The organism is Halorubrum trapanicum, from assembly GCF_017873555.1.
In the GTDB taxonomy this organism is placed as follows: Archaea; Halobacteriota; Halobacteria; order Halobacteriales; family Haloferacaceae; genus Halorubrum; species Halorubrum trapanicum.
Window position 1 is genome coordinate 165,804 of sequence record NZ_JAGGKE010000005.1, and the last position, 15,074, is coordinate 180,877.

Annotated in this window: 15 protein-coding genes; 6 read left to right on the forward strand and 9 right to left on the reverse strand. The window is 70.4% G+C overall.

From position 1 onward, the window contains the following. Positions 1-112 precede the first annotated feature (112 nt). Positions 113-1,435 (forward strand): NAD(P)/FAD-dependent oxidoreductase, encoded by a 1,323-nt coding sequence (locus tag J2744_RS07910; protein ID WP_209546420.1) that lies wholly within the window; start codon positions 113-115, stop codon positions 1,433-1,435. A 21-nt stretch (positions 1,436-1,456) separates the two neighbouring features. Here J2744_RS07910 and J2744_RS07915 read toward each other — a convergent pair whose 3' ends face one another. The 6 genes from J2744_RS07915 to J2744_RS07940 form a co-directional block, all read right to left on the reverse strand. Then, on the reverse strand, positions 1,457-2,644 hold the full coding sequence (locus J2744_RS07915) for a thiamine pyrophosphate-dependent enzyme (protein WP_209546422.1): 1,188 nt from the start codon (positions 2,642-2,644) through the stop codon (positions 1,457-1,459). A gap of 22 nt (positions 2,645-2,666) precedes the next feature. Next, positions 2,667-3,143: a hypothetical protein gene (locus J2744_RS07920; RefSeq protein ID WP_209546424.1), complete on the reverse strand. Its 477-nt coding sequence runs from the start codon at positions 3,141-3,143 to the stop codon at positions 2,667-2,669. A gap of 66 nt (positions 3,144-3,209) precedes the next feature. Further along, complete coding sequence (locus J2744_RS07925; protein WP_209546426.1) at positions 3,210-4,250, reverse strand: NAD(P)-dependent alcohol dehydrogenase; 1,041 nt, start codon at positions 4,248-4,250, stop codon at positions 3,210-3,212. A 101-nt stretch (positions 4,251-4,351) separates the two neighbouring features. After that, entirely contained in the window at positions 4,352-5,128 is a 777-nt protein-coding gene (locus J2744_RS07930) for a metallophosphoesterase (protein WP_209546428.1), read from the reverse strand. Further along, positions 5,125-5,883, reverse strand: coding sequence for a J domain-containing protein (locus J2744_RS07935; RefSeq protein ID WP_209546430.1), 759 nt, complete (start codon positions 5,881-5,883; stop codon positions 5,125-5,127). Before J2744_RS07935 ends, J2744_RS07930 begins: the two co-directional genes overlap by 4 nt. A gap of 180 nt (positions 5,884-6,063) precedes the next feature. Then, positions 6,064-6,321, reverse strand: coding sequence for an MTH865 family protein (locus tag J2744_RS07940; protein ID WP_209546432.1), 258 nt, complete (start codon positions 6,319-6,321; stop codon positions 6,064-6,066). 603 nt (positions 6,322-6,924) lie between these two features. Here J2744_RS07940 and J2744_RS07945 point away from each other — a divergent pair. Continuing rightward, a complete protein-coding gene (locus J2744_RS07945; protein WP_209546434.1) occupies positions 6,925-7,983 on the forward strand; it encodes a M42 family metallopeptidase in 1,059 nt (352 codons plus the stop codon). 30 nt (positions 7,984-8,013) lie between these two features. Here the strand turns inward: J2744_RS07945 and J2744_RS07950 are convergent, their stop codons facing one another. Further along, complete coding sequence (locus J2744_RS07950; RefSeq protein WP_209546436.1) at positions 8,014-9,315, reverse strand: MFS transporter; 1,302 nt, start codon at positions 9,313-9,315, stop codon at positions 8,014-8,016. Between the two features lie 115 nt (positions 9,316-9,430). After that, positions 9,431-9,745: a hypothetical protein gene (locus J2744_RS07955; RefSeq protein WP_209546438.1), complete on the reverse strand. Its 315-nt coding sequence runs from the start codon at positions 9,743-9,745 to the stop codon at positions 9,431-9,433. Between the two features lie 93 nt (positions 9,746-9,838). Between J2744_RS07955 and J2744_RS07960 the strand changes: the two genes are divergently transcribed. Beyond that, a complete protein-coding gene (locus J2744_RS07960) occupies positions 9,839-10,177 on the forward strand; it encodes a helix-turn-helix domain-containing protein (protein ID WP_209546440.1) in 339 nt (112 codons plus the stop codon). 54 nt (positions 10,178-10,231) lie between these two features. On the opposite strand, the gene purN is transcribed toward J2744_RS07960, so the two are convergent. Further along, entirely contained in the window at positions 10,232-11,836 is a 1,605-nt protein-coding gene (gene purN, locus J2744_RS07965; protein WP_209546442.1) for a phosphoribosylglycinamide formyltransferase, read from the reverse strand. 167 nt (positions 11,837-12,003) lie between these two features. Between purN and purB the strand changes: the two genes are divergently transcribed. From purB to J2744_RS07980, 3 genes are all read left to right on the forward strand, one after another. Next, entirely contained in the window at positions 12,004-13,506 is a 1,503-nt protein-coding gene (purB, locus tag J2744_RS07970; RefSeq protein WP_209546444.1) for an adenylosuccinate lyase, read from the forward strand. 83 nt (positions 13,507-13,589) lie between these two features. Then, positions 13,590-13,949 carry a zinc ribbon domain-containing protein gene (locus tag J2744_RS07975; protein WP_209546446.1) on the forward strand — a complete coding sequence of 120 codons (360 nt, stop codon included), beginning with the start codon at positions 13,590-13,592 and terminating at the stop codon, positions 13,947-13,949. Between the two features lie 97 nt (positions 13,950-14,046). Then, the gene (locus J2744_RS07980) at positions 14,047-15,042 is read left to right on the forward strand and encodes a sensor domain-containing protein (protein ID WP_209546448.1); all 996 of its coding nucleotides are present in this window, start codon (positions 14,047-14,049) and stop codon (positions 15,040-15,042) included. Positions 15,043-15,074: the final 32 nt, after the last annotated feature.

Here is a 15,074-nt window from a genome sequence, read left to right on the forward strand (position 1 = left end):
TATCGTCTAACGAGTTTATTGTGACTCACCGCATCGGTTTCGGTCGCGTCGGTCGGCCGCCCGCGAGCGGGTCCCGCCGCCGCTTATAAACCACCGGCCCGTTAGACCGAGTATGAACGGAGACGCCACGGTCGTCGGCGGCGGGCTGGCGGGGCTGGTCGCGGCGACGCGGCTGGCCGAGGCGGGCGCGGACGTGACGCTGTACGAGCGACGGCCCGAGGTCGGCGGGCGCGTGCGGACCGAGACGGTCGACGGCTTCACCCTCGACCGCGGCTTTCAGGTGCTGTTTTCGAGCTACCCCGCCGTCGAGCGCGAACTGGGACCCGACGGGCTGGACGAACTCGACCTCCGGACGTTCGCCCCGGGCGCGACGATCTGTCGACCCGGGTCGCGCTCGACCCTCGGGGACCCGCTCCGCGACCCGCGCTCCGCGGTCCCGTCGCTTTTGAACGACGAGGTTTCCCTCTCCGACAAGCTCCGGACGCTCGCGCTCCGGTACGACCTCGAGAACCGCGACGAGGACGAGTTCTTCGCCGGCCCCGACGCGCCGATCCGCGAGTACCTCCGCGACTGGGGGTTCGCCGACAACTACGTGACGAACTTCGTGGAGCCGTTCTACGGCGGGATCACCCTCGACCGGTCGCTGTCGACCTCGAAGCACGTCTTCGAGTACACGTTCCGCGCGATGGGCCGGGGGTCGATCGGCGTCCCCGCCGACGGGATGGCCGCGCTCCCCGCCGCGCTCGCCGACCGCGCCCGCGAGGCGGGCGTCGAGATCCGGACCGGCGAGGACGTGGAGGCGGTACGGATCGCGGGGGAGGGCCGGATCCCGTTCCGGACCGGCAAGGCCGACGCCGACGGCGCCACCGTCGAACTCGCGGACGGCTCGACCCGCGAGACGGACGCGGTCGTCGTCGCGACCTCGCCGCCCGAGGCGCGGCGGCTCACCGGCGTCGAGTCGATTCCGACCGAGGGCGTGCCGAACGTCACGGGGTGGTACGCGCTCCCCGCCGGTGAGTCGTTCGAGACGGGCGGGCGGATCCTGCTCAACGCCGCCGACGAATCCCCCAACGCCGTGGTCCCGATGTCGGAGGTCGCGCCCGAGTACGCGCCCGACGACCGCGCGCTGCTCGCGGCGACGTTCCTCGGCGAGGACGCGCTCGACCGCGACGCCGACGCGCTCCGCGGCGACGTGCGCGACGCGCTGGCGGCGTGGTTCCCCGAGCGCGAGTTCGCGGGGCTGGAGACCCTCGACGTCCACCGGATCCGGTTCGCGCAGTTCGCGCAGCCGCCGGGCGTCCACGCCGAGCTCCCCGACCCGGACGACCCCGAAGGGCCGGTCGTCCTCGCGGGCGACTACACGGAGTGGTCGTCGATCCAGGGCGCGTTATCGAGCGGGCGGACGGCGGCCGAGGCGGCGGGCGAGTACCTCTGACCGGAACCGCGACCGCTCGCTTTACTCCTCGCGCCGGAACGCCTCCTCGCCGTGCTCCTCGACGGCCGCGAGCAGCTCGTCGCGCTGGCGGCGGACCTCGGGCGGGAGCTCGGCGTACGCGTGGTCGAACATGTCGCTCGGGTCGGCCTCGACCGACTCCGCGAAGCCGATCGCGTCGGCGACGAGGTCGTCCGCCTCGTCGCGGATCGCCGCGACGCCCTCGTCGTCGATCCGCCCGGTCTCCCGCAGGAACGCCTCCATCCGGTCGAGCGGGTCGAGCGCGCGCCACGGGTCCACGTCGTCGGGGTCGCGGTAGGCGGTCGGGTCGTCGGCGGTGGTGTGGGCGCCGAACCGGTACTCGACGAACTCGATGAGGACGGGACGAGGGTCGGCCTCGTCGGAGGCGTCTGCTCCGTCCGCAGAACCGCCTCCGTCCCCACCGCCCCGCGCTCGCTCGGCCGCCTCCTTCGTGACCGCGTAGCTGGCGAGCGGGTCCATCCCGTCGACGCGGACCCCGTCGAAGCCGTAGGCGGTCGCCTTCTGTGCGAAGGTGTCGCTCGCGGTCTGTCGCGACTCGGGGACCGAGATCGCCCAGCCGTTGTTGTGACAGCAGAACAGCGTCGGCGTGTCGAAGACGCCCGCGAAGTTCATCGCCTCGTGGAAGTCGCCCTCGCTGGTCGCGCCGTCGCCGAAGTGCGCGGCGACGACCCGGTCCTCGTCGCGGTAGTCGAACGCCCACGCGGCGCCGACCGCGTGCGGGAGGTGCGCCGCGATCCCGATATTGAGGGGAAAGACGTTGCCGTCGGCGATCGCTTCCGTCCCGGACTCGTGGCCCATCCAGTAGGGGAGGTACTCGGCGAGGAGGTCGCGGACGACGACCGCGCCGTGTTCGCGGTACTGGTAGCTGATCAGGTCGCGGTCCGCGAGCGCGTGCGTCGAGCCGACCGCCGACCCCTCCTGTCCCGCGCAGGGCGCGTACGTGCCGATCCGGCCCTGTCGCTGGAGGCTCACCGCCCGCTCGTCGAACCGCCGCGTGGTCACCAGATCGCGGTAGATGGCGCGAAATCCCTCGTCGGAGAGGTCCGGAACCGTCGCGTCCGGCAGGGGGCCGCCGTCCGCCCCGAGCACGCGATAGAGGTCCTCGTCGGCGAGGGGGTCGGTCGCGGAGTCGGAGGCGGACGTGCCCGCACCGGCGCCGTTCTCGTCCATGGGCGATCCGTGTGGGCCGGCGTCACAAGGAGTTAGCGGTCGCGTCGGCGTCCGACCCCGCTCGGCGCCGCCGCCGGAGGAAGGTAATCGGCGGGCCGATCAGTGCGCCGGCAGCCGTCGTCAGCCCGATCACGAGGCCGACGAGGAGCGGGGTGGGCCCCGCGACGAGCAGGTCGACGCTCCAGACGACGAGGAACCACGCGGTCCACAGGAGGCCGGTGCCGAGCGCCGTGAGCGCCCCGTACGCGATCCCCGCTCGGTACGTGTACGCCGCGGGGCGCTCGACGAGCAGCCACCAGACCGCGGTGCCGACGAGGAGCGCCGGCGCCGCGAGGAGGGGCACCGGGAACGACGGCGGGAGGCCGACGACTTCTGCGAAGAGGCTCAGGAGCGTCGAGAGCAGGCCGGCGGTGACCGCGCCGCAGCCGAAGGCGTAGACGCCGGCGTAAATCGACCACCGCCGCGAGAGCGCGGAGCCGGACGAGACGGAGCGTTCCATGCGGGGTGATCGCGGGGATGGTAGGAGAGTCTGTCCGTGAGTGAAGCGTCGGTTTTAGCCTCCGTCTCAGGGCGTGATGACGGCGCGCCCGTCGATCTCGCGGTGTTCGAGCTTCTCGGCGACCGTGTTGATCTCGCCGAGTTCGTACCGGCTGGTGTGGAGGTCGACGTCGCCCTGCTCGACGAGCGCGACGAGCTCCTGTAGCTCCGCGTACCGCCCGACGATGTTGCCGACGAAGGAGAACTCACCGTCCACCAGCGCCTGCGACGGCTCGTGGACGTGGCCGCCGTAGCCGATGATGTGGTGGTCGCCGCCGGCGGCGGTGATATCGGGCGCGTAGGAGGTCGTCACGTCCTCGCCGACGAAGTCGAGCACCTGCGTCGCCCCCGTGCCGTCCGTGATCGCCTCGATCTCGGCGGGAACGTCCTCCTCGGTCGGGTTCACCAGGTGGTCGGCGCCGTACCCGTCCGCCAGATCGAGCGCCGACTCCTTCAGGTCGACCGCCGTGATCCGCGCCGCGCTCATCGCGTCGAGGCACTGAAGTCCGATGTGACCCAGCCCGCCGACGCCGACGACGACCGCGTGGTCGCCGGGGTTCAGCTCCGCGACCGCCTTCTTGACGGCGTGGTACGCGGTGATGCCGGCGTCGGCGTGAGGCGCGATGTCGACCGGGTCGACGCCGTCCGGCAGCGGGATCACCGAGCGCTCGCTGGTGTGGAGGTACTCGGCGAAACCGCCGTCGGTGGTGAGCCCGTTGAACGCGTCGTTCTCGCAGTACATCGTCTCGCCGAGCCGACACGGGCGACACGTCCCGCAGGTCTGGACCGGGTGACAGATCACCGGGTCGCCCGGGGAGACCAAGTCGACGTTGTCGCCCGTCTCGACGACGGTGCCGGCGTTCTCGTGGCCGAGCGTCATCGGCAGCTCCTGCGGGACGTACTCGGCCCACATCCCCTCGATGATGTGGTTGTCCGTCTGGCACCACCCCGCCCCCTCGACCTCGACGATCACGTCGTCCGGTCCCGTCGCCGCCGGCCGGTCGACCTCGTCGATCGCGAGTCCCTCGCTCATGTCGTCCGTGTACTCGTGGAGCCTGGCTGCTTCCATGCGTGAAAAGATCACGCGGAATTCACATAAACGTTCGTCGCGGCCGTCCGTGTCGCGCGGTCGCCGCGGTGCTTCCGCTCGGCGGCCTCCCCGGCCGGGACCTACAGCAGTCGGTCGAACTCCCCGAGCGGCGGGAACCGGACCGGCTCCCCGCGGTCGGGGTCGTACACGACCGGGGCGAACGCGGCCGCGTCGTCGACGAGCGGCGACTCCAGCCCCGCCGTCGCCGCGTCGTTGACCGGGACGCCGGCGGCGAGCCGGGTGAACGCGGGCAGCACGAGGAGGTCGGACCCGCGATACGTTCCGGCGCCGGAGAGGAAGCAGGGCCGGCGGTCCCCCTCGATCTCGATCGTCGGGTGGACGTGACCGATCACGTACCGGTCGGCCGAGGTCGACGGCGGTTCGTGACCGTGACAGACGACCGTGGTTCGCGGCGACTCGGTGGAATCGCCCCCGTCCTCCATGGCGAGCGTCTCCTGAACCGGGCCGTCCCACGCGGTCGCGAGCGCGGCGTCGTGGTTGCCGGCGACGAGTTCGAGATCCGCGCCCCGAGCCGAGCACGCCCCGCGGAGCGCGCGAAGCGTCTCGGCGGCGCGGTCGGTGACCCGCTCAAACGTGTGGACGGCGTCGCCGGCGACGACGACCGTCTCGGGGTCGAACCGGTCGAGGAGGGCGCCGAGGCGGTCGGCGAGGTCCGCGCGCTCGCCCAGCGGGAGCGAGACGGCGGAGGCCTCGCCGCGCCCGACGTGGAGGTCGGCGACGACGAGCGCGTCGTGCGCGGGGAGGTAGACCGCGCGCTCCGCGAAGGCGACGTCAGAGAAGGGGGTCGCGGTCCCGATTTCGGCTCCGTCCCCGGCGTCGGCCTCCGGTCCCGTCACCGGCCGTACCCGGTCGAGCGCTCGCGGCGGCGCTCCGCGTCGCGGTCGGCCGGACCGCCGTCGACGTGGTTGCGGGCGGTCGCGTACGCCTCGCGGACGCGTCGGAACGACTCCTCGTCGCCGCCCTGGTCCGGGTGGGTCTCCTTGACGCGCTCGCGGTACGCGCCCTTCACCGCGTCGAGGTCGGCGTCGCGGGAGACGCCGAGTTCGTCGAACGCGTCGCCGACGGGGTCGGCTCGGCCGGCCGGACCGCGCGCGGTCGACCGCCCGGCGGATCGGTCGGCTCCGAACCGGTCGCCGCCGAGACCTCCGGACCGGCCGTCGCTCGAACCGGTCGCCTCGTCGGTCGCCCAGTCGGGTTCGTCGACGTCGAACGGGAGCCGGCGGCCCAGCCCGCGGCCCGGCATCTCGTGTTCACAGAGGACGGTGTAGACGCCCTCGCCCTCCAGCCGGAAGTAGTCGTGCGCGTCGAACGTGATGGCGACGCCGCGGTCGGGGAGGTAGAAGGGGACCGCCACGCCGTCGAACGCGTGGTCCTCGTCGAAGCGCTCGCCGGCCGCGTTCAGGTACGTCCGGATCTCGCGGCGGCGGCGCTCGTCGCCGGCGACGCCGCGGTGACCGGCCGCCGCGGCGCGGGGCGGAGCGAACCGGTCCCCGAGGTAGAACGCGAGCGCAACGAGCGCGGTGGCGACGGCCCCGAGACCGATCCCCCAGAGGACCCACCGCGGAAAGAGACTCGTGAGGTCGGCGAGCACACCCGCCGTAACGGCTCCGCGGTAATCAACCTCCCGCCGGGGCGGCGGCTACGAGACGTGAGGCGGTACGGACCGGCGGGCTGCGGATCGACCGATTTCGGTTCGCCGGACTGCGGATCGGTGGATGCGGATCGGTAGACGCGGATCGGGGGCAGAAAAGTTCGCTTCGAGCCGGCCGACTCAGATCATCCCTTTCTTTTCCAGCCCGTCGAGGATGTCGTCGACGAGCGCCTCGGCGGTGTCGTAGGGGAACTCCTGTTCGCTGCCGAGCTTCGCCGCCATCTCCATGGCGGTGAAGCTCACGTCGCCGGCCTCGAACTTCGTCGCCGGGCCGTCCGGCAGCGCCGGGACGAGGTCCATCTGGTTCTCGACCGGGAAATCTGCGCCGCCGAACGCGTCTAAGAACTGTTCTCGGAGTTCCGCTTTCACGTCGCTCATACACACTCCATCCCGCGAGCGCCCGCAAAAGGGTTGCGGAACAACGATAAACTTATTTAGGGTTGTCACGTTCTGCGACGCCGCTCGGAGTCCGTGACGCGGGTGGGCGAGAACACCACCAAAGCCCAAGCCGCTCGCTTATAAATGTCTGATAGTAGATCGACGGCTAACACCGCCAAAGCCCCAGTCGCGAGGCGGACGCACGCTCGCTGCGCTCCTCGCTCAGTCGCTCACTTCGTTCGCTCCCTCGTTGCGGTGCTTACATCGCCTGCGTCCGCCTCGCGACCGCCCCTTTGAGTCCCACCCGACCACGACCGCACCGCAGCCTCACACCTCCCCAGCCTCGTCAGTCGCCTCCGCTTCGCTCCGCCGACTGACTCCCTCGCGCGTGCTGCTCGCGACCTACCGGCCGCTCGCAGGCACGCGCCACCGCCTATATTTATAAGTAATTCTCGTCGCCGTTCACGGTTGGTTAAATATCGTATCGCTGCGACGAGGGTGGTGAACGGGACCTCGGCGGTGTCGATTACTCGGCGTTCGCCGAAGCCAGACGCCCGTGCCGGATCCTGCGGAACTTTGTCGCTGGCGCGGTCAGTCCGCGGTATGCCACGCGAGTTCGACTTCGAGTTCGACCTGCTCCGAGAGCTGACCGAGGCCCGCGGCGTCCCCGGCTACGAGGACGACGTCCGCGAGGTCGTCCGCCGCGAGTTCGCCGAGAGCGTCGACCGCGTCCGGAGCGACGCGATGGGCAACGTCGTCGGCACGATCGAGGGCGACTCGGACTACTCGGTCGCGGTCGCGGCCCACATGGACGAGATCGGCTTCATGGTCCGCCACGTCACCGACGAGGGGTTCGTTCAGGTCGACCCGCTCGGCGGGTTCGACGCCCGCGTGCTGCGCGCGCAGCGCGTCACCGTCCACGGCGACGAGGACCTGACCGGCGTCATCGGCTCCGTCCCGCCGCACACGCTCACGGAGGAGCAGCAGGAGAAGGACGACGAGGTGAAGGACGTGTTCATCGACCTCGGTCGCGACGCCGAGACGGTCGCGGAGCTGGTGGGCGTCGGCGACCTGGTCACCCTCGACCAGACCACGACCCGGATGGGCGACCGGATCACGGGGAAGGCGCTCGACGACCGGATCTGCCTGTTCGCGATCCTGGAGTCCGCTCGTCGGATCGAGGACCCGAACGTGACGGTCCACTTCGCGGCGACGGTCCAGGAGGAGGTCGGGCTGCGGGGGGCACAGGCGCTCGGCGTCGACATCGACCCTGACCTCGCCGTCGCCCTCGACGTCACCGTCGCCAACGACGTGCCGCAGGTCGGCGACGCGGCCGACGCGGTCACCGAACTCGGCGAGGGGACGGCGGTGAAGCTGAAGGACTCCTCGGTGATCACCAGCCCGAAGGTCCACAGTCGCCTCACCGAGGTCGCCGAGGCGGAGGGGATCGACCACCAGCACGAGGTGCTGCCCGCGGGCGGCACCGACACCGCGGGGTTCCAGAACACCGCGGGCGCGAAGCCGGTCGGCGCGATATCGATCCCGACGCGGTACCTCCACACCGTCACCGAGACCGCCGACGGCGGCGACGTGGAGGCGACGATCGACCTGCTGACGGCCTTCTTGGAGTCGGAGACGGGCGATCACGACTACACGCTGTAATCCGAGCCGACTCCCGCGCCGCGGTCGGCGTCAGTCGTCGCCGGGGACCGCCGGTCCCGGGTCCCGAGTGGCGCGGTGGGCCGCCCGCGCCTGCCACGCGAAGCCGGTGGTCGCGAACGCGATGAACGCGGCTGCCAGCAGGAACCCGGTCTCGGTGGTCGTCCAGTCCATCGTGGTGCCGACCAGCACCGGCCCGACGACCTGCCCGACCTTCCACGAGACGGAGCGCAGGCTCATCGCGCTGGCGACGGAGTCGTACGCCTCGCCCTCGCTGACGAACAGCGACATGCTCGCGGGCAGCCGGATCGAGTCGGCGACCCCCAGAAGCGAGTAGGCGCCGAACAGCGCGAAGAACGCCCCGCCGAGCGTCTGCGAGTCGCCGAGATACGAGACGGTGACCGGCGAGAGAGTCCCCTCGAAGTACGCCGCCAGCGGGATGATCGCGGTGCCGACGCCGTACAGGAGCGCGCCGACCGCGACGAACAGGTAGGTGCGCTCGTAGCGGTCGGTGAGGTCGCCGACGAACCCCTGCGTGAGCGCTTTCGTCAGCTTCCCGCCCGCCATGATCCAGCCGATGGCGAACGCGGAGATGCCGAACGTCGTCCGCGCGTAGATGGGGAGGAAGATGATCACCGCCATCTTCCCGACGCTGAACGTGAACCGGAAGAAGACGAGCGCGCGCAGCATCGGAAGCCCGAGCAGCGAGCGGAACGTCTCGACCCCGCCCGCGTCCTCCGGGCTCTTCCGGCCGCCGGGGTTGTCGCGGAGGAAGGCGAAGACGAGGGCGAACGCGGCGAGCGTGACGACGGTCAAGACGAGGTACGTCTCGGTGAAGCCGTAGGCGTACAGGAGGTAGCCGCCGACGAGGTCGCCCGCGAGCGACGAGACGGAAGCGAACTGGTTGTACGAGCCGAGCCAGCGCCCCCGCTCGTCGTCCGGGCTGATCTCGCCGATCACCGTCGCGCCCGTGATCCAGAGGACGCTCGCGCCCAGCCCCTGGACCATCCGCACGAGGATGATGTGAACGGAGCTGTCGACCAGCGCGAAGCCGACGAAGACGGCGACGTTGATCAGGAAGCCGCCGAGCAGCCACCGCTTCGCGTTGCCGGTGTCGACCTTCCGACCCAGCGGCAGAACGATGACCAGTTGGACGATTGCGAAGGCGGTGCCGAACAGCCCCTCGACGAACCCGGTGGTGCCGAAGAGATCCGCGTACAGCGCGAGCGCGATGAGGATCGTCGAGTACGCCTGACTGCGGGCGAACGCGGTCCCGGCGAGCGCCGCGAACTCCCGGTCCCCGAGCAGCCGTACCGAGTTGCCGAACTTCGCCACGGTCGTCTCTGATCGGGGGCAACGAGACCCGGAGAAAAAAGCGCCCCAGATCCGGCGGTCCGCGTGGGGTTATCGTTTCAGGGAGCCGAGAGTCGGAACGACAGTACGGGCGAGATCACGTCCACTCGTGGTCATCGATTCCCTCGTAGTGTTTCAGACGACTGTCGATCTCCCAGGCTTCCCAGCCGCACTCGTGGTAGAGGACCTCCGCGAGGTCGTCGAAGTTGCTTTTGTCGAGTTCGATCCCGCGGTTCCCCCGATAGGAGATGTACGGTTGGCTACGAAGCTCGGCGTAGACATCGCGCGCGGTCGGGTAGTCGCCGTCGATCGCGGAGAGTTCGAGGAGCGCCTCCTCCGTAATCGGCGTCCCCCACCTGTGTTTTGCGATCATCGTCGCCAAGAGGGCGCACTTCACCGACGGCTTCTCCATAGCGAGGGACTAAGGCCATCCGGTAATAAATGCTGTTAACTGCTGTTACCGGTGGTGAAAACAGTTATACACGGTGAGGCAGTGACTTCCTGTATGAGCGGCATGGAACACGCGAACGACCGCGGGGCAAAGAAGGACCTCCGGAAAGCACACCCCAGCGGGTGGCTGTACCTCACACAGCACGACGCGATCCCGATTCTCGTCGACGCGTTGCTCGATCTGCCGCCGAACCGCGAGTTCAACAAGACCGAACTCGCTGAACACGCCGGTGTAACGCGCCAGACCGTCGGGAACTACACCGACCTCATGCGAGAGGTCGAACTCATCGAGGAGGTTCCGGACACGTCGCCGCGTCGGTACCGGGTCGCGGACAGCGATGTCGTCCGCGAGCTCTTCGAACTCAACAGCGCGCTCAACGGCGTCAGCGAGTAGCGTCGACGACGAGGAGACGGCCACAGAATCGATTTCCGTCGAAGCCAACCGAGCCTAATCGTGCCGGAAGCAGCGCGTCCCGGTGAACGCCATCGCCATGTCGCGCTCGTCGGCCGCGGCGATCACGTCCTCGTCGTTGACCGAGCCGCCCGGCTGGATCACGGCCTCGATGCCCGCGTCGGCCGCCTCCTCGATCGCGTCCGGGAACGGGAAGAAGGCGTCCGAGGCCATCACCGCGCCCTCGGCGGACTTCCCCTCGGCGTCCTTCTCGGCCTTCATCGCCGCGAGCGTGACCGCGTCGACGCGGGACACCTGCCCCATCCCGACACCGACCGTCTCGGTGCCGGTCGCGAAGAGGATACCGTTCGATTTCACGTGTTTCAGCGTCTGCCACGCGAACAGCATCGTCTCGACCTGCTCGTCGGTCGGCTCGCGCTCGGTAACGAACTCCAGGTCCTCGGCGGTCGGCGACTGCCGGTCGCGCTCCTGGACGAGGCGGCCGCCGACGACCGGTTTCTCCGTGAACCGCTCGGAGAAGCGCTCGTCGCCCTCGCCGAGCGGGCCCACGTCGAGCACGCGGAGGTTCTTCTTCTCCCGGAGCACGTCGAGCGCGCTGTCGGTGTAGCCGGGCGCGACGACGACCTCCTTGAAGGAGTCGGCGACCGCGGTCGCGGTGTCGGCGTCGCACTCGCGGTTCAGGGCGACGATGCCACCGAACGCCGACTTCGCGTCCGTTCGCAGCGCGCGGTCGTACGCGTCCGCGAGGTCCGAGCCGACCGCGCAGCCCGCGGGGTTCGTGTGCTTGATCACCGCGGCCGCGGGGTCGGCGAACTCCTTGACCAGATCGAGCGCCGCGTCGGCGTCGTTGTAGTTGTTGTACCCCATCCCCTTCGCGCCGGGGTTGAGCTGGTCGGCGTCGACGACGCTCGCCTCCTCGGAGCCGTCGTCGACGTACAGGGCGGCGGCCTGATGGGGGTTCTCGCCGTAGCGCAGCGAGGCGGCGCGCTCTTCGGAGACGAACCGGCGCTCGGGGAAGTCGCCGCCGACGTCGCCCTCGACCGCGACGTCGACGGGGTCGCCGTCGGCGTCGCGCTCGACGGTCACGCGGTCCTCGGCGAACCAGCGGACCGCCCGCGGGTACGCCGTGAACTCGGCCTCGCGGAGGACGCGTGCCTTCAGCGAGTCGGCGTCGTCGTCCTCGTACACCGGGATCGGCTCCTGGGTGACGACCGGCCCGGCGTCGACCTCCTCGGTGACGACGTGGACCGTACAGCCGGTCGTGCGGACGCCGGCCGAAAGCACCTGTTCGTGGGCGTCCGTGCCGGGGAACGACGGGAGCAGCGAGGGGTGGACGTTCAGCGTCGTCGGGACGGCGTCGAGGAACGCGTCGGTCAGCACGCGCATGTAGCCGTCCAAGCAGACGAGGTCGACGTCGTAGTCGGAGAGGCGCTCGACGATCCGGCGCTCGTGCGACTCGCGCGACTCCCCCTCGTCGCGCTCGACGACCTCGGTCGGAACGCGGCGCTCCGTCGCGGCCTCCAACACGGGCGCCTGCTCGCGGTTCGTCAGGACGACCGACAGCTCCGCGCCGCCGGGCGCGGCGTCGGCGATGTGTCTGAGGTTCCGTCCCCGGTTGCTCGCGAGTCCCGCGATCTTCATACCTGACGGTCCGACCGATCGGGTATATCGATTGCGGTCCGCGGCGCGAGAGTATCCACAATTGCGGATCGGAACGCGGTTACGATACACCGAGAACGCGCAACGGATCCACGTCCGTGCGTCGCCCCATCGACACGCTTTTGCTGGCTCCGGCGGCAGTCGCGGACATGACCGACGACTCCGAACAGACGGCCGACGACGCCGGATCGACGGCCGACGACGCCATCAGCGGGCTGTCGCGGTCGGACCCGCTCGCCGCCGTCTCGCCGCTCGACGGTCGGTACGCCGGCCGGACCGCGCCGCTGTCCCCGTACGCGAGCGAGGCCGCGCTGATGCGCGCCCGGACCCGCGTCGAGGTCGAGTACCTGCTCGCGCTGGGGAGACTCGACGCGACGCCGATAGAGTTCGATGAGGCGGCCGAGGCCGCCCTCCGCGACCTCTACGAGGCGTTCGACGCCGAGGACGCGCGGCTGATCAAGCGGTTGGAGACCGAGGGCGCCGCGGGGTACGAGGCGACCAACCACGACGTGAAGGCGGTCGAGTACTTCCTCCGCGTCCGGCTGGCGGAGATAGCCGAGAGCGGGACGGACGGGGGCGCCGACGCCGCGCTCGACGACGCCGAGTCGCTGTACCCGTGGATCCACTTCGGGCTGACGAGCGAGGACGTGAACAACCTCGCGCACCGGCTGCTCGTCAAGCCCGCGGTGAGCGAGGTGATCGTCCCCGCGGTCCGCGAGGTGCGCGACGCCCTGGTCGAGTTGGCACAGGAGCACCGCGACGCGCCCATGCTGGCGCGAACCCACGGCCAGCCCGCGACGCCGACCACCTTCGGCAAGGAGATGGCCGTGTACGCCGCGCGGCTCGGCCGCGCGCTGGGCCGGGTCGTCGTCGCGAACGAGGACCTCTCCGGCAAGCTCGCGGGAGCCTCGGGCACCTACGCGGCCCACCGCGCCGCCTACCCCGAGGTCGACTGGCCCGCCTTCGCCGAGTCGTTCGTGCGCGGCCTCGACCTCGAACACACCGCGCTCGCGACGCAGGTGAACCCCTGCGACGACCTGGCGGCGCTGTTCGACGCGCTCCGGGGGGTCAACAACGTCCTCCTCGATCTGGACCTGGACGCGTGGCTGTACGTCTCCGACCGCTACCTCGGGCAGGAGACCGTCGAGGGGGAGACGGGGTCGTCGACGATGCCCCACAAGGTGAACCCGATCGACTTCGAGAACAGCGAGGGGAACCTCTCGAAGGCGAATTCGGATCTGGCCTTCCTCGCGGACTACGTGACGACCTCACGGCTCCAGCGCGACCTCTCCGATTCCACCGTCAAGCGCAACGTCGGCGCGGCCCTCGCGCACTGCCTGATCGGCTACTCGAAGGCCGAAGACGGACTCGGCAAGGTCGTCCCGAACGAGGCGGTGATGCGCGAGGAGCTGGACGCGACCCCCGAGGTGATCGGCGAGGCGGTCCAGACGATCCTGCGCCGCGAGGGCGACACCGAGGCCTACGAGCGCGTGAAGGCGCTCTCTCGCGGCCGGTCGGTGACGCTCGACGACTTCCGCGAGCTGTTCGACGAGCTCGACGTCGACGAGGAGGTCCGCGGAGAGCTGAAGGCGCTGACCCCGGCGGACTACACCGGCTTCGCCGACGCGCTCGTCGACGATATCGACGAGTAGCGTCGGAACGGGGAGTCGCGGACGGAGGGGAACATCGCGGCGCGCCACAAGACGTTTGGTCCTCGGTACGGGAACTACGGGCGATGCCCTCCGAAAGCGACGAGACGGAGTACTCCGTCTTCGACGACGACGAACTGATCGAAAACGAGACCGACGGCGCCGACCGCGCGGCGGAACCGGCCGGTGGCGAACCGGGCGCGACCCCCGACGCCCGCGACGACGACCGCCCCGCTTCCCTCGGCGGCGACGGCGGGGACGGCTGTCCGAAGTGCGGCGGCACCGAGACGGAGACCGACGAGATCGCCACCAGCGGGACGGGACTCACCAAGATGTTCGACGTCCAGAACCGGAGGTTCCTCGTCGTCTCCTGCGCGGAGTGCGGCTACTCGGAGCTGTACAAGGGACAGTCGTCCGGGGACGCGATCGACTTCTTCCTCGGTTGAATCGGTCGCCGCCGACGGCCACGCCGGGACGAGGCGACGCCGCGCACCACCCGCCTGAGAGCGATCGATTTTTGTCGGACGCGGAACCAGTCGCGGTATGGTCTCCCTCCGACCGCTCGCAGCCCTCCCCGTCGTCGGCGTGATCGCCGACGGCCGGACGTATCGCCACCTGCTGTACCTGCTGATCGCGGTCCCGCTGTGGGTCGTCTACTCGGGGTTCGTCTCGTTCGCGCTCGTGTTCGGACTCGTCTTTTCGGTCGTCCTCGTGGGAATCGGGGTCCTGGTCGCGGCCATCGTCGGATCGCGGCTGGTCGCCGGGCTGGAACGCTGGCTCGCGAACAGCCTGCTCGGCACCGATCTGGCCGCGCCGGACGACCTCCCCGCCGCCGCGGAGGACGGCTCCGCGGGCGCGACCGCGACGGTTCGCGCGTACCTCGCGGCGCCGTCGACGTGGCGGGGACTCGGCTTCGTCTCGCTGAAGTTTTGGGTCACGCTGCTGGCGTTCGCGCCGCTCGCCGTCCTCGCGAGCGCGCTCCCGCTCGTCGCCGCGCCGGTCCGATACCCCTACTCCCCGGAGTTCGGCGAACTGAACGGTGAGCCGCTGGTGTGGGCCGTCGACACCGCACCCGAAGCCGCCCTCGCGACGGGACTCGGGGTCGTCGGCGTGCTGATCGGACTCCACCTCACGAACCTGATCGCGGCCGGCGCCCGACTGATGGCCGTCTCGCTGCTCGGCGACGACGCCGGGGCGGACGGCGACGCCGGGACAGACGGCGACGCCGGGGCGGACGGCGACGGCGACGCCGGGACAGCCGGCGTCACCGTCGACCGGGACGCGGCCGACCGTGACGCCGAGGAAACCGGTGGCGAGGAGCGCGCCGGTTCCGACGACGCCTCGGTCGACGACGCCTCGACCAATGAGACCCGAGAGACGGCCGACGAAACCCGAGAGACGGCCGGCGAAACCCAGGAGACGGCCGACGAAACCCAGGAGACGGCCGACCGCGACGCCGACGGGTTCGAATTCGGCGCCGACAGCGCCGGATCGGCCGCCGACGGGGAGGTCGACGAACCCCGGACCGACCGCGACTGACCCGCCCGGAGCGCTTATTCGCCTCCGAGCGT